Genomic DNA, 22,189 nt, shown 5'->3' with positions numbered 1-22,189 from the left:
CTACAGCTTTTATTTATTTAACTATACTCACAGCAGTACCTTCTGCCAAGTTGATCTGCCCGCTTGTAATTACGCTTTCACCTTCTTTTAAGCCGTCAAGAATTTCTACATTCTCTCCGATGATACGACCAGTTACTACTTTACGCAGTTTTGAAGTATTGTTTGTTTTATCCAATACAAAAACCTGGTTGCTACTCACACTGCCCACAAATGAAGTACGAGGAATCAATATGCTTGGTGCTTGTTGAGGGAAGTTGAATACTGCTGTACCGTACATCCCTGCCTTTAAACTGTTTTTGATATTGTTGGTTACCTCAATTTCTATAGGGAAGTTTAAGGTAGCATCTGCTTTTGGAGCGATGAATGTGATTTTACCATTAAATTTTTCATTCGGAAATACAGAAGATCTGATGGCTATCTGATCGCCCAACTTTAAGTTTGCAACTTGTGATTCGTTTACATTCGCTTTAAGCTTTAGTTTAGAAACATCTACCAATTCAAACAACTGTGTACCTTGAGCGGTGACAAAGGCACCTACCTCAATGTATTTTTTGTTTACGATACCGTTGATCGGTGATTTGATGCTTGCATCACTTAGTTTTCTTTGAGAAGCCTGTAAGCGTAGTTTTGCATTTTGCGTTGCCAATTTAGCCTGGTCTAACTGTTGTTGCGTTACACCCCCAGTTTGATAAGAACTTTGGTACCTGGCTTCGTCTCTTAATGCATTTTGATAATTGGCTTCTGCTGTTTCTCTATCGGTATTGATGATTTCGGCATCAACACGGGCCAAAACCTGTCCTTTACTTACACGGTCTCCTTCTTTCACATAAATCGCAGTAACGCGACCAGCATTTTCTGATAAGAAATTTAGTTCTTGATTGGCCGCAAAGTTTCCGTTTGCATTGAAATCCAGGTCAACAACTTTTTTCTCTACATCTGCTACACGAACAGCAACAGCTCCGCCTCCCTTTGCAATGAATGCGGTTTTTTCTTCGTTCTTCTTTTTATTGTTGCTTAAAACGTAAGCTATTGCGCCAAGGGCAACAACAATTACGATGATGATGGTGATTACTCTTTTCATTTCTATTGTACTAGCGATTTAATGTTTCCGTTTGATTTTATTAATTGTATTTCGGCAATCTTGTAATTTAACAAGGCCTCTGTATAGCTGTTTTGAGCTTGTGTTAACGAGTTTTCTGTATCTAACAGGTCTGTTAAAGAAGCCAAGCCATTATTGTAGTTGTTCTGGGTGCTTTTGTAGATCTTGCGCCAGCTCTGCATTTTTGCGTTGTGCAGTAATGGTGTTCAAGTTGTTGCGCAATTGGATTTTTGCATTTTCGTAGGCCATGTTCAACGAGTTTTTGGTATTTAACCTGTCTTCTTGTGCCTTTCTGATGTTCACATCAGCCTGACGTACCTTAGCACGGGTTAAAAAACCATTAAAAATAGGCACCTTAAGTGTTAAGCCTATCGCAGAAAGTCCATAACCAATAGCGGTGCTGTTGGTGCTTAAAAAGTCAAATCCGTTGGCCTGACTAGAATACGTATAGTTTCCGGTTAAGGCTAATGTAGGATAATATTCTGCCACGTATGCCTTTCTTTGCAATGCCAAAAGCTTGTCTTGGTTATCTAAAAGTTTGATTTCTGTTCTGTTAGACAGGTCAATGCTCGCAGCAAGTTGAGGTAAGGTGCTTACCTCGGTCAACTCGGTAGACGGCAAGATGATCGGTGTAGAAATCTGCATCCCCATAGAGAATTTCAATTGGTTTTCTAACATGGTAATCGCATTAACAGCTTGTTCACGTTGTGTGTTCAAGTTGGTTAGGTTTACTTTGATACGATCTACATCAATTTTTTTGGCCAAACCGTTTTCATATTGGTTAGACACAATTTTCTCTACCACCTTAATGTTCTTGATATTGTTGTCTAGCACACCTAATTGTTGTCTGTTTACCAACACCTGATAATAATTGTTGGCTACCAACTCGATCATCTGCTCTTCTGTTAATTGGGCAGTAAGGTTATAATACTCTTCACTAGATCTTGCAGCTTGTAAACCTGTAAACACTTGTTGGTTGAACAATTGTTGCGAAAGTTGAACACCAGCAGATGAATTCCACTTCTGGCCAAACTTAAGGGTCTGTAATTGTCCGCCAAAATCAACAACCTGTTGTCCGATGATGGCATTGTACGTTAAGCCAGCTGTACCTGTAAGTTGTGGTAAGGCTTGGGCCCTTACTTCTTCTACTTTGTACCTTCCGCCGTCAATATCTAATCTGGCTTTGCGAGTATTGGTATTGTTCTGTAGCGCAAAAATTAGGGCATCTTTTAAGGTAAGCTGCTGTTGCGCAGTTACAATTTGTGGCAAAACCATGCCTGCAAGCAGGAACACTACAAGTTTTGCCGTTTTTATTCTAAGCATGTTTGTTGTTTTTTGGGTTAAATGAATTAATTGTTTATCTCGGTAGGTGTATTCTGTGTTTGTAGCTTCATCTTATTGGCATAGATATGGCCCAGTCCGGTTAAAGAACAGACACCATATAAGAAATGCTCGGTAAGCTCTACCATAACCTGTGCAATATTGTACTTGTTCATGGTATATTGTTCGTGCTGGTGAAGAGTCAAGTCTGATTGGTCTAAGCGAAGTTGTGTCAGGATATCGATATTGATGTCTGCACGGTAGAGTCCTTCTTTTACTCCACGCTTTAAATTGTTGTTGATGGTTTCATAAATAGCCTTGTCCCTAAATTCCTTAAAAAACAACCAGGCTTGCGTATGGTACTTCTGCAGGTCGTAGAATAATTTAGGGTTGATATTGTTTAATACTTCGTGGATGCTGCCAATCATCAGGAAGATTTCTTCTATCGCATCTTCTGCATTATTGTAAGCTTCGTTCATTAAACACTTTTGAGCAGCCAATTTTTCTTTGATCAGAATGGTGACCAATTCGTCCTTATCACTAAAGTTCTGATAAATTGTTTTTTTAGACATGCCTAGATGTTTGGCAATGTCATCCATCGTTACACTTTTAAAACCATATTGGCAAAAAAGTTTATCCGCCTCTTCTATTATATATTCCCTTACTTCCAATTCTTTTATTTCTAAATGACGTGACAAAACTATGGAAACTTTTTTTAACTCCAAAGTTTCCTTATTAAAATTCTGATCTCTTCAGCAATCGTTGTGCTGGTTTGTGTTGTTTCCATGCTACAAAGGAAAGTACAAAAAAGGGGTGGAAATAGGTTCTTTCGGTGAAATGAGGATTTTTACAGGTGAAAATATATGAATCTAATTTTAATGTAATTTTTCTATATTCGGCTAAATGATTAGGATCAAATTATGAAAAAGGGAAGAATAGAAGCTTTTAGCGATGGCGTAATCGCCATTATCATTACCATTATGGTATTAGAGTTAAAAGTTCCTCACGAAAAGAGCAGACTTGTAGATCTATTGGCTTTGTGGCCTGTTTTTTTAAGTTACGTATTGAGTTTTATTTATGTGGGTATTTACTGGAACAACCACCACCATATGTTTACCGTGGTAAATAAAGTAAATGGTGCAGTGTTGTGGGCCAATATGCACCTGCTTTTTTGGTTGTCGATCATCCCTTTGCTACTGCTTGGATGGGAGAGAACCATTTTGCACCAGCACCCATGGCGGTGTATGGCTTTGTGTTGTTGATGAACGGAATAGCTTATGCCATTTTAACTTCCATCCTGATCAAACATCATGGAGACGAATCGATTTTATCAAAAGCAGTTGGAAGTGGCATAAAAGGTAAAATTTCCTGCGTTTGTTACGCCATCGCCATTCCATGTGCCTTTGTGCATGTATGGATTTCTGGTGCATTGTATATCTTGGTGGCCTTGATCTGGTTGGTGCCTGATAAAAGGATTGAAAATGTTTTGCATGAAGAGGGCTAGTGGTCAGTTGTTGGTTGTCAGTTGATAGTTGTTCGTTATCAGTTGGCAGTTTTTAGTTCGCAATTAACCAGTTCAACAATTGGACAGTTAACCAATGAACTAATGAACCAATGAACTAATGAACCACTAACACAATGCTTTGTTAGTCTGAGCTTGTCGAAGATGGTTGACAGTTGATCGTTATCCGTTATTAGTTTGTACGTTGGCAATGAACAATTAACCAACTCAACAATTGAGCAATTAAACAATAAACAGTTGTCAATGACAATTAACCGATTAAACAATTGGACAGTTAACCAATGAACCAATGAACCCATCAACAAGTGATCAACATTTTAATACCTTTGTGCTTTAATTTAAATTTATGCCCATTTTGCAAGAAAACGTATCTCTTCAGTCATTTAATACTTTTGGTATAGACGTAAATGCCAACTACTTTGCGGAAGTAAAAAGTGAAGCAGACTTAAAAGAAGTTTTTGACCATCCAATTGCAAAAACGCAAAACCTATTGGTTTTAGGCGGGGGCAGCAATATGCTTTTTACCAAAAACTTTGAAGGTTTGGTGGTAAAGGTCAGTATCCCTGGTATTAGTTATCAGATACAAGGTGATGAAGTGAGTGTAGTTGCGGGTGGGGGCGTAGTATGGAACGACTTGGTCAACTATTGTGTGGCACAAGGTTTCGCTGGTATAGAAAATTTAAGCTTAATTCCGGGTACTGTTGGTGCTTCACCCATCCAGAACATTGGTGCTTATGGAGTTGAGTTAAAAGATGTTTTCACTTCTTGCATGGCCTTTGAGATTGCAACGGGCAAAATCAAAACGTTTGATCATGCTGATTGTAAATTTGGATATCGTGACAGTGTTTTTAAAAATGAACTGAAAGGATTATATATCATTACCAGTGTACAATTTCATTTAAGTAAACAAGCAAAACTACAAACACATTACGGGGCCATCACCACAGAACTGGCCAATAGACACATCACCGAACCGACTATAGCAGATGTCTCTGCAGTAGTTGCAGCGATCAGGGTAAGCAAATTACCTGATCCAAAAACGATTGGTAATGCGGGTAGTTTTTTTAAAAATCCAGTGATCAGTGTAGAAGAATTTGAGAGGCTTGTCCAAAAATTCCCTGACGTTGTCCATTATCCTGCACCCAATGGAAAAGTAAAATTGGCCGCTGGATGGTTCGATCGAACAATGTGGTTTTAAGGGGGTTGTTGTTGGTGAGACCGGGACTTGGAAAAACCAGGCTTTAGTATTAGTTAATCATGGCGGGGCCAGTGGACAAGAGGTGTATGATTTTTCAGAACAAATAATAAATACGGTCTATGCCAAATTTCTTGTTGGTTTAGAACGCGAGGTAAACATCTTGTGACAAGTGGATTTATCCTTGCTTAAAGGTGATTTTTAACTTAAAGTTAAATGCTCTGCCTTTTTTGGTATCATAGTTGTATAGGCTTAAATAATTATAGACAGTTTGCTAGAACCACTAAGCTTCTGTTTCTTTTTAAAACTTAAAACTAAAAAACTATGACACAGCTTCAATTTAACCACCAATTGCATGATTATTCTGGCTCATTACAGTCATTCGCTTTAAATTTTACAAAAGATATTGAAGATGCAAATGATTTGGTGCAAGATACCTTGCTTAAGGCGGTTACTTATTACAGCAAATTTAAAGAGGGAACAAATTTAAAAGGCTGGTTGTTTACCATTATGCGCAATACGTTTATCAATAACTATAGACGCATGGTTAAAACAAATACCTTGATCACACAAAGTGAAGATATTTCATCAGCCAATCTACATTATAGCGCTACACGTAATGCCGTAGAGAGCAAATTTGTAATGGGTGATATCCATAAAGCTTTAGCGACCTTACAGCCTGAATATTATGTTCCGTTTATCAAATATTTTGAAGGTTATAAATACCACGAAATTGCTGATGAATTGGAAATTCCGATCGGAACTGTTAAAACACGTATCCACGTAGCACGTGGTATACTTAAAAAATACTTGAAAACCTATGCGAAGGACCTTGCATCTACAGAGGTGTAATATTTGAATGAAAAACATAAAAAAGGCTCCAATTTGGAGCCTTTTTGTTTTATATTGATTTGTAGTTAAGGATGGTTAAGTATAAAATCATACTTTTGAAATCTGAAACCAAATCAAATTTTAAATGACCTATAGCTTTCTACTGCTCGATTTATTTCTAATCCTTATTCCCATTTTTTTATCCTTTGATAAAAATGTACTCGATAAAGCACACTTGAGGTTTGCTGTGCCTGCCATATTAGTTGCTGGAATTATCTTTTCTGCAATTACAGTAGTCTTTACCATTTTTGGGGTTTGGGGCTTTAATCCCTTGTTTTTGATTGGTAGTTCTTATAGGTCGGTTCCAATAGAGCAATACTTGTTCTTGTTTGCCTTCAGCTTTGCTGGTTTAGGAGTTTACAATTACCTTAACCTTAAGTTTCCCAATAATAGCCTACAGAAATTCAGCTTGTCGGTCAGTAACCTGATGTTAGGAGTCTGTGTAGCCTTTATCTTTTTTGCCTATGCCAAATGGTATACGGTTGTCACTTTTTCTGTACTGTTTCTGCTATTGTTATATATAGAATACCTTAACAAACTGAGGTTCATGTATCGCTTTTATAGGGCCTATGTAGTTTGTTTGATTCCTTTTTATATCTGCTATGGTGTGCTTTGCTACCTACCTACCTTAACTTATGATACCGCCGAAACCATCAAGCTCAAACTAGGTGATATTCCCCTAGAAAACCATTTTTATATCATGGGCATGTTGTTGTTGACGGTTTATGTATTTGAGTTCTTTAAGTACAAAAAGGTCAAGTAATGGAACTGCCCGAATACAGTAAGCAGCAGCTTGCCCTACGCAATGGACAGGATAAACCGCAGATATGGGTAGCCTATAAAGGCAAGATCTATGATGTGGGAAGTAGCCGTTTATGGCGAAATGGTAAACATTACGAACATTGGGCAGGACAAGATCTTACAGCCGAACTACCAGATGCACCGCATACGGAAACTGTTTTTGAGAAGTTTGAAGTGATTGGAGTGTTGAAGTAGTTTTTAAGTCCGGAGTCTAGCGTTCCGAGTAGAGAGTTGAAAAGTCCGAAAGTTGAATAATTTAAGCTAAAAAGTTTAAAGCTAGTCTGGCTATGCTTTAAACTTTTTACTTTATACTCCTATTTAGTCTTGTATAATTTCGAAGCTGCTCAGGTTTACAAATTCTTGTAATCTTTCTGCAATCGCACTTTTTTCTAATTCCAACAAACGTTCTGTTCCAAATTTCTCTACGCAGAACGATGCCAATGCCGAGCCATAGATCAAGGCATTTTTCATATTGTTGAAGTTTACGGTACCTACTTGTGCCAAATAACCGATAAATCCACCAGCAAAAGTATCACCTGCGCCTGTTGGATCAAATACATCTGCCAATGGTAGGGCAGGTGCAGAGAAGATTTTGTCTTCGTGGAACAATAAAGCGCCATGCTCACCTTTTTTAATGATCAGGTATTTAGGACCCATGGTCAGGATTTTGTTGGCCGCTTTCACCAAAGAGTACTCGCCAGATAGTTGACGGGCTTCTGCATCGTTGATGGTCAATACGTCGATCATTTTAATGGTTTCCAATAGGTCATCCATCATAATGTCCATCCAGAAGTTCATGGTATCCAAAACAATCAGCTTAGGGCGGTTTTTTAACCTCTTGATTACCGTTTGTTGGATTTGAGGGGTAAGGTTGCCCAACATCAGGTATTCGCAGTCTTGATAGCTTTCTGGGATAATAGGGTCAAAATTTTCTAATACATTGAGTTCAGTAGCCAAAGTATCGCGACTATTCATGTCATTGTGGTATTTTCCACTCCAAAAAAATGACTTTTCACCTTCTTTGATCTGCAGACCTTCGGTATCGATTCCATGTTGGTTTAAGGTTTCGATGTCTTCTTTTTTGAAATCATCGCCCACTACAGCAACGATTTTTGTTTTGTTATAGAAGTAAGATGCGGCTAAACTAGCGTATGTTGCAGCGCCACCAACGATTTTATCCGTTTTTCCGAAAGGTGTTTCGATGGCATCAAAAGCCACAGTACCTATGATTATCAGGCTCATATGTATTAGATTAAATTTTTTTTATTTTTTTTCACTGCAAATATTGCATAAATAATTTAAAAGCCCTAATATTGCATTCCCAAAACGAACAAGGGTTTATGTTCTTAACATATTATCTAAAGCCGTTTTAGGAATAACCAGTACTCCTTCTTAGCTCAGCTGGTTAGAGCATCTGACTGTTAATCAGAGGGTCGCTGGTTCGAGCCCAGCAGAGGGAGCAGCTTAAAAGCCTTACAGCAATGTAAGGCTTTTCTGTTTTATACTAATTTTCAAAGATTTCTAAAAACCTCAATCCTGGTTTGATAATGAATACTTCATGTCAATCGTAATTTTGCAATTCATATTTTGTAGTCATCAATAAATATCGTAATATTGCGATATATAATTATGGGACTTACAAAGACAGAAATATTTACTGACCAACAGAATCAACTTTCAACACTGTTGAAGGCAATTGCGCATCCCGCGAGAATTGCAATTCTACAGCAGATTATATCTGCCAATGCTTGTATCTGTGGGGATCTAGTTGAAGAACTCGGACTTGCTCAGGCAACAATTTCGCAGCATCTTAAAGAATTGAAAAATGCAGGAATTATTCAGGGAACTATAGATGGGGTAAAAGTCTGTTACTGTATTGAGCCAAAGACCTGGGAACTCCTCCAGTCACAACTTGGTGATTTCCTAGGCTCTTATAAAAACCCAGGAAGCTGTTGTTAGCTTTTTTTAAAATAATCAATCGTTAAATTGCAATATTATATTAGAATACAAATTTTATGAAACTATCAGAAATCAAAGAAATCCTGGCTACTGCCGAGGCAGTAAATTTTCAAGTAGAACATGGGGCGATGGTGCCAGAACATTTCCATGTTACAGAAGTTGGAATCATTACCAAGGACTTTATAGACTGTGGTGGTAAGGTACGTCATGAGAAGGTGGCAAACTTCCAGTTATGGGATGCAGATGACTACGAGCACCGCCTGAAAGCTGGAAAACTATTGAATATCATTTCCCTTTCTGAAAAGGTATTGGGTATGGAAGACCTTGAAATAGAAGTCGAATACCAATTGGGTACCATCGGAAAGTACGACCTTGGTTTTGATGGTACCAACTTTTTGTTGCTTTCGAAACAGACGGCGTGTCTTGCAAAAGAAGCCTGTGGAATTGAAGAAACACCAAAAAATACAATGGTTAATCTGGCAGCTGCAGCGAACAGCTGTACGCCCGGTGGTGGTTGCTGTTAATTGGCTTGTTATGAAAATCAGGAGCAGAACTCTTATTCGACTATAAAAAGATTTATGAAAAAAGTATTGGTGCTATGTACTGGAAACAGTTGCAGGAGCCAGATTGCAGAAGGTTATTTGAGGTATTTCGCTGGAGATAGGGCAGAAATCTACAGTGCGGGAATAGAAAAGCATGGAGTAAATCCAAAAGCCATCGAAACCATGAAAGGAGATGGGATAGATATTTCAGGGCACAGCTCCAATAATATAGCCGAATATACGCACATTGATTTCGATTATGTCATCACGGTTTGCGATAACGCTAAAGAAAGCTGCCCGTATTTTCCAAGCAATGCGGTAAAGCTGCATTATAACTTTCCTGATCCTGCAAAGGCATCAGGCGTTGATGAAGAGGTGATGGAGCGGTTCCGTGAGGTAAGGGAAATGATCAAAGAGTATGTACAGAATTTTGTTAAAGAGAACTTAAAATACTAACATCTCTGTCACAAAATATATAACCATTTAGATAAACTTAATACTTCATAAGCTTTAATTTAATCTACTTCAGAAACATAGTCCTCCGTTTATATGTACATTTACGGCCTTGAATAAGCAGTTTTGTGCATCCAACAGCAAACAAAATCCTAAAACATCCCCATGAAAAAGCTACTTGTTGTATCTCTATTATTCTTTAGTGTCAATGCCATGGCACAGATCAAAAGTAGTCCTTCAAAAATGAACGACCTCAAAGCCGAAATTATTAAGATGGATAGTCTACTTTTTACCGTGGCATTTAATCAATGTGATGTAGCACTTTTCAAAAAAATCATTGCAGACGATATAGAATTTTATGATGACCGTTCTGGACTGAACAAATCGAAAGCGAACGAGATCAAGGCTTTAATGGAAAAATGTGCCAGACCCGAGAAATTGACCAGACAACTAAATTCGTGTACCATCGATAAATTGGGAGATTATGGAGCGGTACAATTGGGCGAACATACTTTTTTTGTAAATGGCGTTCCAGAAGGCACTGGGAAGTTTATCCATATCTGGGAACGTAATGGCAATGATTGGCAACTTAAACGCATTGTAAGCTACGAGCATCGCCCGATCAAAAAGAAATCCTAAAGGCAAAATAGCCAGAGCCAAACATCCGAATATTTACTGATTGCTTAAACCCGAGAAAAAAAGCTGTAAAAATTTGCGTAGTTGAATGACTACATATATATTTGTAGTCAAATAGCTACATAATGAATTTAAGAAGAGATGTATTTCAGGCCATAGCCGATCCTACTAGAAGGGCCATATTGTTGTTGGTTGCTTCGCAATCGATGACTGCAGGTGCAATAGCCTCGAATTTTGATACCGCCAGACCCACCGTTTCCAAACACCTACAGATACTTACGGAGTGCGAGTTGTTGGAGCAAACGCAAAATGGCAGGGAGATCTATTATTACACCAACGCAAAAAACATGAAAGCAATAGCCGATTTTATTGAACCATTTCGCCAGATGTGGGATGAGCGATTCAATAAATTAGAAAATATCATGAAAAACTATAATCCGAAAAAATAGACCAATATGGAACTGAAAACAAAGATCAATGCCGAAGAGGGCAAGCAAGACCTGATGATCACGAGAGAATTCGATTTGCCAGTTGAATTACTTTTTAAGGCCTATGTAGAACCTGAAATTGTTGCACAATGGATGGGGACAAAAGTGTTAAAATTGGAAAGTAAAAAACATGGAGCCTATCAATTTGAAACCAGTGACGCAAAGGGGAATGTGGTGTTTGTAGCCAATGGGGTCATCCACGAATTTGTACCCAACCAACAGATCACACGGACATTTGAAATGGAAAATACACCTTTTGCCGTACAGCTTGAGTTCTTGACATTTGAAGCCTTGACCGATGAGACCAGCAAACTCCAAATGCATATCATTTATAAATCGATAGCGCTCAGAGATCAGATGTTGAAGCTGCCTTTTGCCCAAGGATCAATATGGCGCATAACCGATTGCAGGAAATTGTAAACCAATTAAAATAAGTTTGATGACAAAGAGAAATAAAATCATCTATTGGATTGCCACGATTTGGCTAGCCTTAGGAATGGTATCAACCGGAGTAGTACAGCTATTGAAAATGAAACAAGAAGTGAGCATGATGACGCATATAGGTTATCCAGCCTATTTTCTGACGATATTGGGTGTTTGGAAAATATTAGGCACTGCAGCTGTACTGATACCAAAATTTCCTTTGCTAAAGGAATGGGCATATGCTGGTTTCTTTTTTGCGATGTCTGGTGCAGTGTTTTCACATTTAGCAGTCGGAGACGGAGCTAAGGAATTTTTCGGACCAGTTTTGTTACTGATCCTTACCATGGTGTCGTGGTATTTTAGGCCCTTGGATAGAAAGCCTATTTCTGCTAATTTTAATCAATGAACAACATGAATCCCAAAGTCGATTTTTATTTTGATCAAGCCAAAACCTGGCAGAAAGAACTCGGGCAATTGAGAAAGATCGTTCTTCAATGCGGGTTGACGGAAGAATTGAAGTGGGGTACTCCTTGTTATACTTTTCAAAAAAGTAACATCGTTCTGATCCATGTGTTTAAAGAATACTGTGCATTTTTGTTTTTTAAAGGGGCTTTGCTGCGCGATACAAACAAGATACTGATCCAACAAACAGAGAATGTGCAAGCTGCACGACAAGTGCGGTTTACCAATGTTGAGACGGTCATTACACTTGAACCAATCTTGAAAGCCTATATCTTTGAGGCCATTGAAATAGAAAAAGCAGGACTGAAAGTCGATTTAAAAAAGACAACCGATTTTGCCATGGCTGATGAATTTCAAGATAGGTTAGATAAACTACCTGCTTTGAAAACTGCTTTTGAAGCATTGACACCAGGCAGACAACGGGCATATATGCTACATTTTTCTGCACCTAAACAAGCAAAGACTAGGGCATCGAGGGTAGAAAAATGGATATCTCAAATTCTCAATGGAAAAGGACTTAATGACTAATGATATGAAGAACAACACAAAGGAGTTGTCGGTTTCGCAACGCGAAGAACTGCTCCATACTTTAAAAACTCGTTTTGAACAAAATATAAAGCGCCATCAAGGTTTGGATTGGGGCAAAGTACAGGTAAGATTGGAAGCTGATGCAGCAAAACTATGGTCGCTTTACCAAATGGAAAGTACGGCAGGCGAGCCTGATGTTGTAGGTTATGACCAAAAAACCGACGAATACATTTTTTACGATTGTTCGGCCGAAAGCCCTAAAGGTAGAAGAAGTATCTGTTACGACCGTAAGGCTTTGGACGCAAGGAAAGAACATAAACCAGCAAACAGTGCTATGGATATGGCAGCTGAAATGGGCATAGCGCTTTTAACTGAAAAAGAATATCGCGAATTACAACAATTGGGGAATTTTGATAGCAAAACCTCAAGTTGGATCATTACACCTACCGATATCAGGGATAAGGGTGGAAGCCTTTTTGGCGATTTCCGTTATGGTACCGTTTTCATCTACCACAATGGTGCAGATTCTTACTATGCTGCAAGGGGCTTTAGAGGTTCGCTAAGGGTATAAAGAATAGAATATTAGTCTTTTCTGAATAAAGCTATCAAGCCTAAGATTGGACCTAAAGCAAGTATCATATAAATGTAGTTTGCATTTGTTTCTGTTCTAAAGGCACTGATCAATTGGATGCTGATGATGGTAATGGAGAACCCAATACAATTGACAATGGTGAGCGAAGAACCTTTATAGGCTGCATCTGCATTTTGGGCGATCAAGGTCGAAAACAAAGGAGAATCCGCAATTACTGCCATGCTCCAGATCAACAGGAAGATGGTGAGCACCATGGGTGAACCATTGGATAAGATGAGGGGAGAAACCAGACAACAGCCACAAGAGATACCCAGGGCTATAGTAGCGATTTTCTTTGTACCAAAACGATTGGCTAGTATTCCACTCAACATACAGGCCAAACCCCCACTGGCAATGATCAAAAAAGATAAAAGAGGGATGTTAAATTGCGCATTAGGGTGGTGATGGTTATAACTTAATAATATTACCGGCACAAATACCCAAAAGGCATACAACTCCCACATGTGCCCAAAATAACCAAAGGCAACAGCTCTAAAATTTTTGTTGCCAAACCCTTTAACAAAGGCTTTCAAGCTTAATTTTTGACTAATGGTTCTGTATGGCCCATCTGGAACAAAAACAAATATGGAAAGCCCTCCAATGACCGAAAGTATTGAGGTTGAAAAGATGATGTAATGCCAAGGTATGCCATTGATGCTTTTAAGGAAGTGTGGAAATGCAGTTCCCAAAACCAAAGCGCCTACCAAAAACCCCAATGACCTGCCTAATCCTTTTTGGTAATGGTCAGCAGCGATCTTCATCCCAACTGGGTAAATGCCAGCCAGAAAAAAACCTGTAATAAATCTGATCCCAATCAACTGGTTTACACCAATAGCATCTAAACTGACACAGAGATTGGCCAATGCGGCAATAATAGCGCAGACAAAGAAAATCAACGAAGGAGAAAATCGGTCGGAAATGCTGAACACAGCAAAGACCAAAGTGCCAATGATAAAACCAGATTGTACAGCACTGGTTAAATGGGCCAGATAAGCAGGATCGAAATGAAATTGTTGAACAAGATCGGCCATCACGGCATTACCTGCAAACCATAAAGAAGTACAAAAGAACTGTGCAATGACAATAATGGGTAAGATTCTTTGTTTGGTTTGGGCTGTTGGGCTGGTCAGTGAAGTCATGGGCTTACCAAGATAGGCGTTTTGCATTTAGCTAAGAAATAATCAATATCTTTATTACGATGAAACCATCATCCAGATAAATTGATGAATATTACAGATTAAAGTATAAACTTTGTAAATTCAATACTAAAGGAGATGGCAACGATTAAACACATTTGCAGATGAAGACTAAATATCTATTGGCATTTACAGGACTATTGATTGTATCTATGGTCTGTGTGGCTTTCAGTTTTACTGAACGTGATGATTTTGAACTAGCCAAACAGGAAGTATTGTTAAGGAAAATTGGGCATGAGGTTCTGTTACAGTCTGGTGATCGTACCTCGAGGGTTTTGCCGATTGAAAAAATAGCTAGAAACGAGTACCAGATCAAGTTTGAGAATGAACTTACCTTTCAGTCAGATTCATTGGTGAAGATCATTAGCCGTGCAATGGCAAAAAATAACAATAACCCAGATTATGTGGTTAATGTGTTGAACTGTTTCAGAAATGATGTGATATTTGGCTATGCCATCTCTAGTAATGAGAAAGACAATATCATTGCCTGTTCTGGAAGAATACAGCCAAAAGCCTGTTACCTGATCGATATTAAATTTCAAACGCCAGGTATTACACCAGTACAAAAAGGATATTTGGTTGGAAGCTTGCCATTTTTGGCCTTTGTAGGGTTGATTTTCTTAAGGTCTGGTAAAGGAAGAAAAAATAGAATGGAGAGAAGTCCTGTTGGAAATGAAACCTTTAAAATGGGCAATACCCATTTTGATCCCAAAACACGTTTATTGAGTACTTCAAAAGGAACAACCGAACTCACAGCGAAAGAAAATAAGCTATTGTTGATTTTTGCGCATGCTCCAAACCTTATCATCGAAAGGGCGAGGCTTCAAAAAGAGATATGGGAAGACGAAGGTGTGATTGTAGGTAGAAGTTTGGATATGTTCATTTCCAAACTGAGAAAAAAGTTGGAAAATGATCCTTCGATTCAATTGGTCAATATACACGGTAAAGGCTACAAACTAGAGGTGGACCAAAAGGTTGAAGCTTGATTAGCAAACTTGGATATAAAGTAAAATACTAGTGCCAGATGATTACGAACAGGCCCATTCATCCAGATTTTCATGCTTTATTGGTATTAAAAGAGCAAAACGTAATTGACCTATTTTGTGATCTAAGGGCATTTATTTTAGAGTGCTATCCAAACAGTAATGAGTTGGTATATCATACCCATGCCTTAACTGCAGTTTTTGCGATTTCTGAGAAACTGGGCGATGCGTTTTGCATGATTCCCATCTATACCAACCATCTGAACTTAGGTTTTAACAAGGGAACATTACTAACAGACCCGCATAACCTGCTTATAGGGACGGGAAATCTGATTAGACATATCCCTATCAAAACAGCGAGCGATTATAGAAACGAAGAAGTGAAACAACTCCTCCAGGCAGCTATCGCTTTTGCGATCAAAGATATGGACAAGCCAACCAAAACCATAGGAAAGACCATTTCTAAGATCAATAAAAAGTAGAAAGCCTTACCGGTATGGTAAAGCTTTCTGAAATTATAGTTGTTTGGATTATGCTTAAAATAGTTTGTTTTTGCCGCCAACCTTTTCTCCAAAATTTCGGATATTGTAGGTAAATGTAAGTATGCCATATCTTCTGATGGTACTGCCTTGCATATCTTCTATGGTATTTTCGCGAACGGTCTTGAAGCGATGATGTTTTGGTCGAGGATATCGTTTACCGCAAGTTTTAATTGCCCTCTGCGACCTTTTAAAAAGATATAGGTTACTGCTGCATTCCACTTGTAATAATCTTTCAATAAGCCAGGTATATTGTTGGGGTTGTATCGGTAATCCAACGAAGTCTCCCAAACCAGTTTATCCGCCATGCGGAAGATGAGCTCACTTTTCGAATCGTGATAGGTAAGGGCCTGACTGGTAAATTCCTTGCTTTCGTAGTTGCTGCGGTAATGGGTAAGGCTATACGCTTGGTTCAGCTCAAACTTGTCATTTAAGTTGATCCTGATTTCGGCAGATGGACGGATACTGAGTGTTTGAAAATCGCTCTTTATTTGGTTGAGCATTACCAACGATTGGTTAAGTGAGCTGTTGTTGGAAGCAACTAAAGAGATTTGGCGATTATTGGCCAGTTTCCAATCTTTTTGAAAGGAGAGGCTATTGCCGATGTTCCATATCCCACTGCTATTGATAGGGAATGAGGTCTGAACACCAGCACCATTTACAGTACGTGAAATGATCGTAGCATCTTTAACTTTAGAAGCATTAAAGCCAATGTTATAGGTCATGAAACGTTTGGTGTCGTATTTCCTCATGCTCAGGTTTAACGTATTGCTATAAGCTGGCTTAAGGTCTGGGTTCCCCTTTCTGATGAACAAGGGATTGGTATTATTTGCAACAGGTTGTAGGTTGGCCATTGCAGGCTCCCTAAAACTGGTCTGATAACTCAGGTTAAATATGCCATAACCAATATCAAACGAAGGGAGCACAAAAAAGAAGTTCTGCTTTACTGGGTCTGACGTACTAAAAGTATTTTTGGCTATATAAGATCCGATACCAATACCTGGTCCGATGGTAAATTTTTTGCTCTTCCAACGGATGGCTGCAGTTGCATCACTTCTGGCACCAGTTCTCGAAAAATCTTCAGAAAGTGCAGGTACACCAATGAGGTATTGTTCGTTCATATCTGGATAAAAAGTGCCGATGTCATTCTGGTTGTCGAAATAATTGATGGTAAGACCTGTGCTAAAATTCAACCTTTCGTTCAACATGTCGCTGTAACGTACGTAAGAAATGCTACTGATATTTTTGGTGTCGTTTCTCCTCAACTGATCAAGCGTAGTTTGTGCAGGTGGTTGAAAAAAAACATTGTTTACCTTATTAAAGAGATTGGTCTTACTATCGTCTATGGTAGTAGCATTGAACATGTCTAATGTTCTTCCTTTCTTGGTAAAGGTGGGCATCAGCTTTAACCACGACATGTAGGTAAAGCCATTGTTGCGGTTCTGTTGGTCGTTGTTACTGGTGTTCAGTGGGCCATTGTTATTGTTAGAGTTGACGTTGAAAAGCTGGCTGGTATTTTCTTTGGTAAAAATGAAGGTGGTCTTAAAATCCAAACGAAGTTTTGGCGATAGGGCAAACTGGACTTTGTTGCCCACCATGTGTGCATAAGTATCCGATTGCTGTTGCATGTTTTGTCTGGTGTTGAGCAGGGTGTCTTTATATAATTGCTGGGAGTTTCTCAGTTCATCATAATCAGAAGCTACGGCGCCATAAAAATAATAAAGGTTAAACTGTACCTTTTTCTTGATTACGGTATTGAAGTTTCCACCGCCCCCAGAAGAGGTCATTAGTCCGGAGCCAAAACCCCCAAAAGATACTTTATCTATAGAAAGGCCACCAGTACCATTGCCATTGGCATTGCCCCAGCCACTTCGGTTAAAACCACCTACCGAACGGATATCGGTAAAGGCAAAAGCGGCTTTGTTAAGATTGTTGCCATAGCCCAATAAGCTGATTCTGCGTGGTGTCTCTAAAAAGATTTAACATGGCACCGGCTTCTCCTTTGTCTTTGATCCCCCCGCCCGCGTAGATCTTGCCAAACATCCCTTTTTTGATGCCAGGTTTTAATTTAAGGTTGATCACCTGAGGGATGTCTGCTTCGGGCATTAAAGGATTTGCACGCAAAGCTTCTGGATCGTTCATGGCCTGTACTTTATCAATGATGTTGGCAGGAAGGTTCTTGGAAGCGATACGTACATCCCCACCAAAAAATTCTTTTCCATCTACATAAATGGTAGATACCCTTCGGCCATTGACTAAGATATTTCCATCCTTGTCTACATTAACACCCGGTAGTTTGCGCAATAAGTCTTCTACCAAAGCATCGGGGAGCGTTTTAAAAGAAGCCGCATTAAATTCTACCGTATCTTTCCTCACTGTGATGGGCGGACGTTCGGCATGTACAACGATCTCGTTTAAACTTAGTGCGGAAGTGTTCATCATTATCCTACCTAGGTCAACCTGAAGCCTATCGCTGTTGATGGTGAATTCCTTTCGATATACAGTATAACCCGTAAAGGTGATCACTACCCTTAATCGAAGTGAAACAGGCAGCAAAGGGATACGGAATTCTCCTTTTTCATCACTCAGTTTATAGCTCAATAAGGTGGTATCCATTGCTTTGTACACACTTACGGTGGCATAGGTAATGGGTTTCGAAGTGGTCGAATCAATTACGACACCTTGGATGGTTCCTTTATGGTCTTGTGCTTTCGAAAAAATAGTTAGGGTACATAATGATAAAAGTAGAAGTAGAATTCTCATGCTAGCTTGGGCTTGTTTGGTTTTTTTACAAGACGTCTAACTTTTTGAGATGTTGCTTCGACAGGCAAAAATCACAGGCATTACTTCATTCGTAAACCAAGCTAAAAGTGATAGAAATCATTTTTTAGCCAGTTTGAAGTCATAATTTTTAAGTGCTTCGCTTCCTAATTTGGTACTATAATCCCCTTAACCTAAAACAGTTATGAAAAATTTAAGAAAAAATACTCCTCAAAAAACAAAACTTTTTAGTTTGTTGTTATTGATGGTTATCGTAGTATGTATCTCTTTTGTACGTGCTACAAATGAAGATACGTACTATAAAAGTTACGACCGTTCCAACATTTTGATCGAAGGTTCTTCGAACATGGGCAATTGGTCTATTAATGCTACTAGCTTTGTTTGCGATGGTCGGTTTGAGTTGGAAAAAGGAGAACTTCAAGAACTGTCTGAACTTAGTTTTGCCTTACCTGTTACTCAGTTAAAGAGTGAAAACCCATTAATGGATACAGCAATGGAGGAGCTGTTTAAACACAATCAGATCACAGAGGTAACCTTTAAACAGACCAATGCCATGGTGTTGTCTGTGATGAAGATGGCAAACGTTATTGGCGAGCTACAGATTGGGAACAAACAGAATAGAGTGGCGTTACAATTGAGCTATGTGGTAAATGAAGACCAAAGTTTGACATTTCGTGGCACACAATCAATCAAACTGAGCGATTACCAACTGAAAATGCCTGAAGCGATATTAGGGGCCATTAAAAACAGCGACGAGGTTAAAGTAACCTTATTGGTAACGTTGAGCAATGAGCAGATGGCCTTGCTTAAATCTCAAGATCTGAGCAGATAACCTACTTCCTTTTTTTATAGAGATTGGCAGGGACTCTCATGATCAATGATAAGGCGAGTATCGTAAAGATGATTTGTAAGACCATCATAAAGATGCCGAGAAAATTGGTAGTAGGAAGGTCCATGATGTACCAAAGGCGATAAATACTACGGGCCAGCAAAAGAATCAATAGGTACTTGCTCCAGGTAAAGCTTCTTTTAACCAAGATAAACGAAAAATACCTTAATATAAGAATGACAATAGCCAAGATTACATCTGCCAAGTCTGCTAATCCATGGATAAAAATGTTGATTACGCCAATAATAAATGTACCCATGACAAAATAAGAGGCCAAAGTATAGCTATTAATGAACTTAACTTTCATGAGCGATAAGGATCGATAAACAATTAAGGAAGATGACCCTAAATATCGTAATTTTTTTTACAAGCCCAATTCTAATTCTCTTTTTTAAGGATTTAGATTGGTAACAATCCTATGCTTTGACATTTGTTCTCTTGATCAGCGCTATGCAGGCACGGCCGTTATGATAGGGGCATTTCCAAAAACCGGCCTTGTCTTCGCCCTGCATCAGTGAGTAATTTTCATTGATTCCCCAATGCCATTCTCCTTTTTCAGAATCTCTGATGTACTGTTTGATAAAGGCCCAGCTTTCTAAAGAATGGTTCAAAAACTGTTCTTCTCCACTGAGCTGCCAGGCATTAAAAAAGCCAACCATGGCCTCTGCCTGCGGCCACCAATGCCATTCTTTGGTCCAATGGGCCGTTGCAGGGTCATACTCGTACCATAATCCACCATTTTGTGCTAAACCGCTAGTGCTTGCCCTGCTGATCTGTAGGGCTAAGTTTTTGAATTTAGTGATTTCTTCTGGATCGGCTATTATTTCTGCTGCTTCTTGTAATAACCAAGCCGCTTCAATGTCGTGCCCAAACGAAACCAATGAAGATTTGACCTCCCAGTTCTCCGAAAAAAACAATTGGAGATGATGGGTGTCTTTATGGATAATGTGTGTGGCAAAGTTGGCCAATAACCTTTTGATGGCGATGGCCAATACTTCGTTCTTCCATATAGCATAAAGGTTGGTATAAGCCTCGATAACATGCAGGTGTGTATTCATCGATTTTTTTTCGTTCAGGTCCTTGTCGCTTAAACGCAGGTCGTCAATCGCTTGCCAATCTTTTTTAAAAGCTTCCAGATAACCTAGATGGATGTGGTCAAAACTATATTTTTCTAATAGCCAAAAGCCATCTTTAGCCAATGTTAGGGCTTTCTCGTTTTGGGTTGCCTTGTAATATTCGGCAAATGCATAAATGGCAAAAGCCTGCCCGTAGACTTGCTTTTTGCCATCTAACATTGCACCCTTAAAATCTACAGCCCAATAGAAACCCCCATATTCTGGATCTAAAAAATAGGTGTGGAGATAGCTAAAAGCGCTATCCGCCATGCGTAGGTAGTCGTCGTTGCCTGTGAGCAGATAGGCCGAAGAAAAGGTGTAAAGTATCCTTGCGTTTAATACCAGTCCTTTTGGTGCATTAGGAGCAACAATATTGTTAGGATCTACTTTGCCATAAAAGCCACCATTTTCATGGTCAACCGTAAAAGTCATCCACCAATTGAGGAGATTTTCTAGTTCTGTTGTTACTTCGGCTTTGTAGGTAGCTATCGTTGTTTGGTCCATATTACAAACTGGCAGATTGTCCGTTTAAATTTACGGCAACAGGCGTTTCTTCTGCAATTTTTTTATTTCTATCTATAATGTCTATAATCGTATTTACCGAAGTGGCAGAACGTAGACCGTCTGCTGGGTTGTTCATCACATAATCGGTTAATTGTGCAACAGTACTGGTAGCTACATGCATACGGGTGTCTGAAGAGGCGTAATAGATGTAAACAGTTCCATCTTCATCAACGATCCAGCCATTGCAGAAGGCCACATTAGATACATCTCCAATTCTTTCTTCCCCATCTGGGGCCAAGAAATAACCGGCAGGTTTATTGGTCACCTTGGTCAAATCGTTAAGGTCGGTCATGAACATGTACAATACGTACCTTAATCCGGCTGCGGTGTTCCTTACCCCATGGGCCAAGTGTAGCCATCCTTGTGCGGTTTTGATTGGTGCAGGACCTTGTCCATTTTTGGCTTCGTAAACTGTATGGTAAACCTTTTTATCAATCACGATTTCGGTATTTACCACGGCATTTTCTATCGATGCAGAAAGACCAAAACCAATACCGCCACCATTGCCGGCATCAACAAAACCATCTTGCGGACGGGTGTAAAAAGCATATTTTCCATCTACAAACTCAGGATGTAATACTACATTTCGCTGCTGTGGCGAAGAAGTTTTTAGGTCGGCCAATCTATCCCAGTCTACCAGGTTTTTGGTGCGGGCAATACCGCATTGGGCAATAGCTGCAGATTGATCACCTGCACTTGCCTTTGGATCTCTGCGTTCGGTACAAAAAAGGCCATAGATCCAACCATCTTCATGTGCTACCAATCTAATGTCGTAGATGTTGGTATCGGGGTCTGCTGTTTCCGGCATCACTACCGGGTACTCCCAAAAACGGAAATTATCTATTCCGTTTGGGCTTTCTGCCACGGCGAAGAAAGACTTCCTATCGTTACCTTCTACACGGGCAACAAGAACATACTTGTCTTGCCATTTGATCGCCCCTGCATTCAGTACCGCGTTGATGCCAAACCTTTCTATCAGATAAGGATTGGTTAAGGGATTAAGGTCGTATTTCCAGTTGAACGGAACATGAGCAGCTGTTAATACGGGATTTTTATATCTATTGAAAAGGCCATTTCCTTCTTCAATCTTTTGATTTGGAGTTTGGATCAACTCCTCCTGGTTTTTGGCCAATTTTGTAATGCGTTGTTCGAAATTCGTTTTCATGTGTTTT

General features: G+C 39.3%; 28 protein-coding genes, 1 tRNA gene and 1 pseudogene. 20 read left to right on the top strand and 10 right to left on the bottom strand.

Annotation, left to right across the window (positions count from 1 at the left end):
* Positions 1-13 precede the first annotated feature (13 nt).
* The 3 genes and pseudogenes from ACFJIZ_RS13835 to ACFJIZ_RS13825 form a co-directional block, all read right to left on the bottom strand.
* Positions 14-1,081: an efflux RND transporter periplasmic adaptor subunit gene (locus ACFJIZ_RS13835; protein ID WP_379085050.1), complete on the bottom strand. Its 1,068-nt coding sequence runs from the start codon at positions 1,079-1,081 to the stop codon at positions 14-16.
* A gap of 2 nt (positions 1,082-1,083) precedes the next feature.
* Positions 1,084-2,374, bottom strand: a pseudogene (locus tag ACFJIZ_RS13830) (TolC family protein).
* Between the two features lie 74 nt (positions 2,375-2,448).
* Positions 2,449-3,144, bottom strand: a complete 696-nt coding sequence (locus ACFJIZ_RS13825) for a TetR/AcrR family transcriptional regulator (protein WP_379085047.1) — start codon at positions 3,142-3,144, stop codon at positions 2,449-2,451.
* A 195-nt stretch (positions 3,145-3,339) separates the two neighbouring features.
* On the opposite strand from ACFJIZ_RS13825, the gene ACFJIZ_RS13820 reads away from it, so the two are divergent.
* The 7 genes from ACFJIZ_RS13820 to ACFJIZ_RS13790 all read left to right on the top strand — a co-directional run bounded on the left by ACFJIZ_RS13820 (position 3,340) and on the right by ACFJIZ_RS13790 (position 7,023).
* On the top strand, positions 3,340-3,681 hold the full coding sequence (locus tag ACFJIZ_RS13820; RefSeq protein WP_379085044.1) for a TMEM175 family protein: 342 nt from the start codon (positions 3,340-3,342) through the stop codon (positions 3,679-3,681).
* The gene (locus ACFJIZ_RS13815) at positions 3,624-3,923 is read left to right on the top strand and encodes a hypothetical protein (protein ID WP_379085041.1); all 300 of its coding nucleotides are present in this window, start codon (positions 3,624-3,626) and stop codon (positions 3,921-3,923) included. Before ACFJIZ_RS13820 ends, ACFJIZ_RS13815 begins: the two co-directional genes overlap by 58 nt.
* Positions 3,924-4,287: 364 nt before the next feature.
* Positions 4,288-5,139, top strand: coding sequence for a UDP-N-acetylmuramate dehydrogenase (gene murB / locus ACFJIZ_RS13810; RefSeq protein ID WP_379085039.1), 852 nt, complete (start codon positions 4,288-4,290; stop codon positions 5,137-5,139).
* Positions 5,108-5,305 carry a hypothetical protein gene (locus ACFJIZ_RS13805; protein WP_379094039.1) on the top strand — a complete coding sequence of 66 codons (198 nt, stop codon included), beginning with the start codon at positions 5,108-5,110 and terminating at the stop codon, positions 5,303-5,305. The genes murB and ACFJIZ_RS13805 overlap by 32 nt, the downstream gene beginning before the upstream one ends.
* A 155-nt stretch (positions 5,306-5,460) precedes the next feature.
* Positions 5,461-5,988, top strand: a complete 528-nt coding sequence (locus tag ACFJIZ_RS13800) for an RNA polymerase sigma factor (protein ID WP_379085036.1) — start codon at positions 5,461-5,463, stop codon at positions 5,986-5,988.
* A gap of 124 nt (positions 5,989-6,112) precedes the next feature.
* On the top strand, positions 6,113-6,790 hold the full coding sequence (locus ACFJIZ_RS13795) for a lycopene cyclase domain-containing protein (RefSeq protein WP_379085033.1): 678 nt from the start codon (positions 6,113-6,115) through the stop codon (positions 6,788-6,790).
* Positions 6,790-7,023 carry a cytochrome b5 domain-containing protein gene (locus ACFJIZ_RS13790; RefSeq protein ID WP_379085030.1) on the top strand — a complete coding sequence of 78 codons (234 nt, stop codon included), beginning with the start codon at positions 6,790-6,792 and terminating at the stop codon, positions 7,021-7,023. Before ACFJIZ_RS13795 ends, ACFJIZ_RS13790 begins: the two co-directional genes overlap by 1 nt.
* A gap of 123 nt (positions 7,024-7,146) precedes the next feature.
* Here ACFJIZ_RS13790 and ACFJIZ_RS13785 read toward each other — a convergent pair whose 3' ends face one another.
* On the bottom strand, positions 7,147-8,070 hold the full coding sequence (locus ACFJIZ_RS13785; protein ID WP_379085027.1) for a PfkB family carbohydrate kinase: 924 nt from the start codon (positions 8,068-8,070) through the stop codon (positions 7,147-7,149).
* Between the two features lie 144 nt (positions 8,071-8,214).
* On the opposite strand from ACFJIZ_RS13785, the gene ACFJIZ_RS13780 reads away from it, so the two are divergent.
* From ACFJIZ_RS13780 to ACFJIZ_RS13735, 10 genes are all read left to right on the top strand, one after another.
* Positions 8,215-8,288: transfer RNA gene (locus ACFJIZ_RS13780), tRNA-Asn, on the top strand.
* A 169-nt stretch (positions 8,289-8,457) separates the two neighbouring features.
* Positions 8,458-8,787, top strand: a complete 330-nt coding sequence (locus ACFJIZ_RS13775) for an ArsR/SmtB family transcription factor (RefSeq protein WP_379085024.1) — start codon at positions 8,458-8,460, stop codon at positions 8,785-8,787.
* A gap of 56 nt (positions 8,788-8,843) precedes the next feature.
* On the top strand, positions 8,844-9,311 hold the full coding sequence (locus tag ACFJIZ_RS13770; RefSeq protein ID WP_379085021.1) for a DUF6428 family protein: 468 nt from the start codon (positions 8,844-8,846) through the stop codon (positions 9,309-9,311).
* Positions 9,312-9,365: 54 nt separating this feature from the next.
* The gene (locus ACFJIZ_RS13765) at positions 9,366-9,785 is read left to right on the top strand and encodes an arsenate reductase ArsC (RefSeq protein WP_379085018.1); all 420 of its coding nucleotides are present in this window, start codon (positions 9,366-9,368) and stop codon (positions 9,783-9,785) included.
* 162 nt (positions 9,786-9,947) lie between these two features.
* Positions 9,948-10,421, top strand: a complete 474-nt coding sequence (locus ACFJIZ_RS13760) for a nuclear transport factor 2 family protein (protein ID WP_379085015.1) — start codon at positions 9,948-9,950, stop codon at positions 10,419-10,421.
* 122 nt (positions 10,422-10,543) lie between these two features.
* A complete protein-coding gene (locus ACFJIZ_RS13755; RefSeq protein ID WP_379085012.1) occupies positions 10,544-10,867 on the top strand; it encodes an ArsR/SmtB family transcription factor in 324 nt (107 codons plus the stop codon).
* Positions 10,868-10,873: 6 nt separating this feature from the next.
* Positions 10,874-11,326 (top strand): SRPBCC domain-containing protein, encoded by a 453-nt coding sequence (locus tag ACFJIZ_RS13750; RefSeq protein WP_379085009.1) that lies wholly within the window; start codon positions 10,874-10,876, stop codon positions 11,324-11,326.
* A gap of 19 nt (positions 11,327-11,345) precedes the next feature.
* On the top strand, positions 11,346-11,735 hold the full coding sequence (locus ACFJIZ_RS13745; RefSeq protein WP_379085006.1) for a DoxX family protein: 390 nt from the start codon (positions 11,346-11,348) through the stop codon (positions 11,733-11,735).
* 5 nt (positions 11,736-11,740) lie between these two features.
* Positions 11,741-12,319, top strand: a complete 579-nt coding sequence (locus ACFJIZ_RS13740) for a YdeI family protein (protein WP_379085003.1) — start codon at positions 11,741-11,743, stop codon at positions 12,317-12,319.
* A gap of 4 nt (positions 12,320-12,323) precedes the next feature.
* Positions 12,324-12,890, top strand: a complete 567-nt coding sequence (locus ACFJIZ_RS13735) for a DUF4256 domain-containing protein (RefSeq protein ID WP_379085000.1) — start codon at positions 12,324-12,326, stop codon at positions 12,888-12,890.
* 11 nt (positions 12,891-12,901) lie between these two features.
* Here the strand turns inward: ACFJIZ_RS13735 and ACFJIZ_RS13730 are convergent, their stop codons facing one another.
* Positions 12,902-14,116 carry a nitrate/nitrite transporter gene (locus ACFJIZ_RS13730; RefSeq protein WP_379084996.1) on the bottom strand — a complete coding sequence of 405 codons (1,215 nt, stop codon included), beginning with the start codon at positions 14,114-14,116 and terminating at the stop codon, positions 12,902-12,904.
* A gap of 134 nt (positions 14,117-14,250) precedes the next feature.
* On the opposite strand from ACFJIZ_RS13730, the gene ACFJIZ_RS13725 reads away from it, so the two are divergent.
* Both ACFJIZ_RS13725 and ACFJIZ_RS13720 read left to right on the top strand, forming a co-directional pair.
* Complete coding sequence (locus tag ACFJIZ_RS13725; protein WP_379084993.1) at positions 14,251-15,132, top strand: winged helix-turn-helix domain-containing protein; 882 nt, start codon at positions 14,251-14,253, stop codon at positions 15,130-15,132.
* Positions 15,133-15,170: 38 nt separating this feature from the next.
* Positions 15,171-15,611 carry a DUF1801 domain-containing protein gene (locus ACFJIZ_RS13720; protein ID WP_379084991.1) on the top strand — a complete coding sequence of 147 codons (441 nt, stop codon included), beginning with the start codon at positions 15,171-15,173 and terminating at the stop codon, positions 15,609-15,611.
* A 158-nt stretch (positions 15,612-15,769) separates the two neighbouring features.
* Here the strand turns inward: ACFJIZ_RS13720 and ACFJIZ_RS13715 are convergent, their stop codons facing one another.
* Positions 15,770-17,614 (bottom strand): outer membrane beta-barrel protein, encoded by a 1,845-nt coding sequence (locus tag ACFJIZ_RS13715; protein ID WP_379084988.1) that lies wholly within the window; start codon positions 17,612-17,614, stop codon positions 15,770-15,772.
* Positions 17,592-18,431: a carboxypeptidase regulatory-like domain-containing protein gene (locus tag ACFJIZ_RS13710; protein WP_379084985.1), complete on the bottom strand. Its 840-nt coding sequence runs from the start codon at positions 18,429-18,431 to the stop codon at positions 17,592-17,594. The genes ACFJIZ_RS13715 and ACFJIZ_RS13710 overlap by 23 nt, the downstream gene beginning before the upstream one ends.
* A gap of 202 nt (positions 18,432-18,633) precedes the next feature.
* Here ACFJIZ_RS13710 and ACFJIZ_RS13705 point away from each other — a divergent pair, with 202 nt between their 5' ends.
* Positions 18,634-19,281 (top strand): YceI family protein, encoded by a 648-nt coding sequence (locus ACFJIZ_RS13705; protein WP_379084982.1) that lies wholly within the window; start codon positions 18,634-18,636, stop codon positions 19,279-19,281.
* A 1-nt stretch (position 19,282) separates the two neighbouring features.
* Here ACFJIZ_RS13705 and ACFJIZ_RS13700 read toward each other — a convergent pair whose 3' ends face one another.
* From ACFJIZ_RS13700 to ACFJIZ_RS13690, 3 genes are all read right to left on the bottom strand, one after another.
* On the bottom strand, positions 19,283-19,645 hold the full coding sequence (locus ACFJIZ_RS13700) for a hypothetical protein (protein WP_379084979.1): 363 nt from the start codon (positions 19,643-19,645) through the stop codon (positions 19,283-19,285).
* Between the two features lie 109 nt (positions 19,646-19,754).
* Positions 19,755-20,957: an AGE family epimerase/isomerase gene (locus tag ACFJIZ_RS13695; protein WP_379084976.1), complete on the bottom strand. Its 1,203-nt coding sequence runs from the start codon at positions 20,955-20,957 to the stop codon at positions 19,755-19,757.
* A gap of 1 nt (position 20,958) precedes the next feature.
* On the bottom strand, positions 20,959-22,182 hold the full coding sequence (locus ACFJIZ_RS13690) for a glycosidase (RefSeq protein WP_379084973.1): 1,224 nt from the start codon (positions 22,180-22,182) through the stop codon (positions 20,959-20,961).
* Positions 22,183-22,189: the final 7 nt, after the last annotated feature.

Source organism: Pedobacter sp. UC225_65 (assembly GCF_042698365.1).
Taxonomy (GTDB): Bacteria; Bacteroidota; Bacteroidia; order Sphingobacteriales; family Sphingobacteriaceae; genus Pedobacter.
The sequence above is the reverse complement of the archived record's forward strand: the minus strand, read 5'-3'. Positions and strand labels throughout refer to the sequence as shown.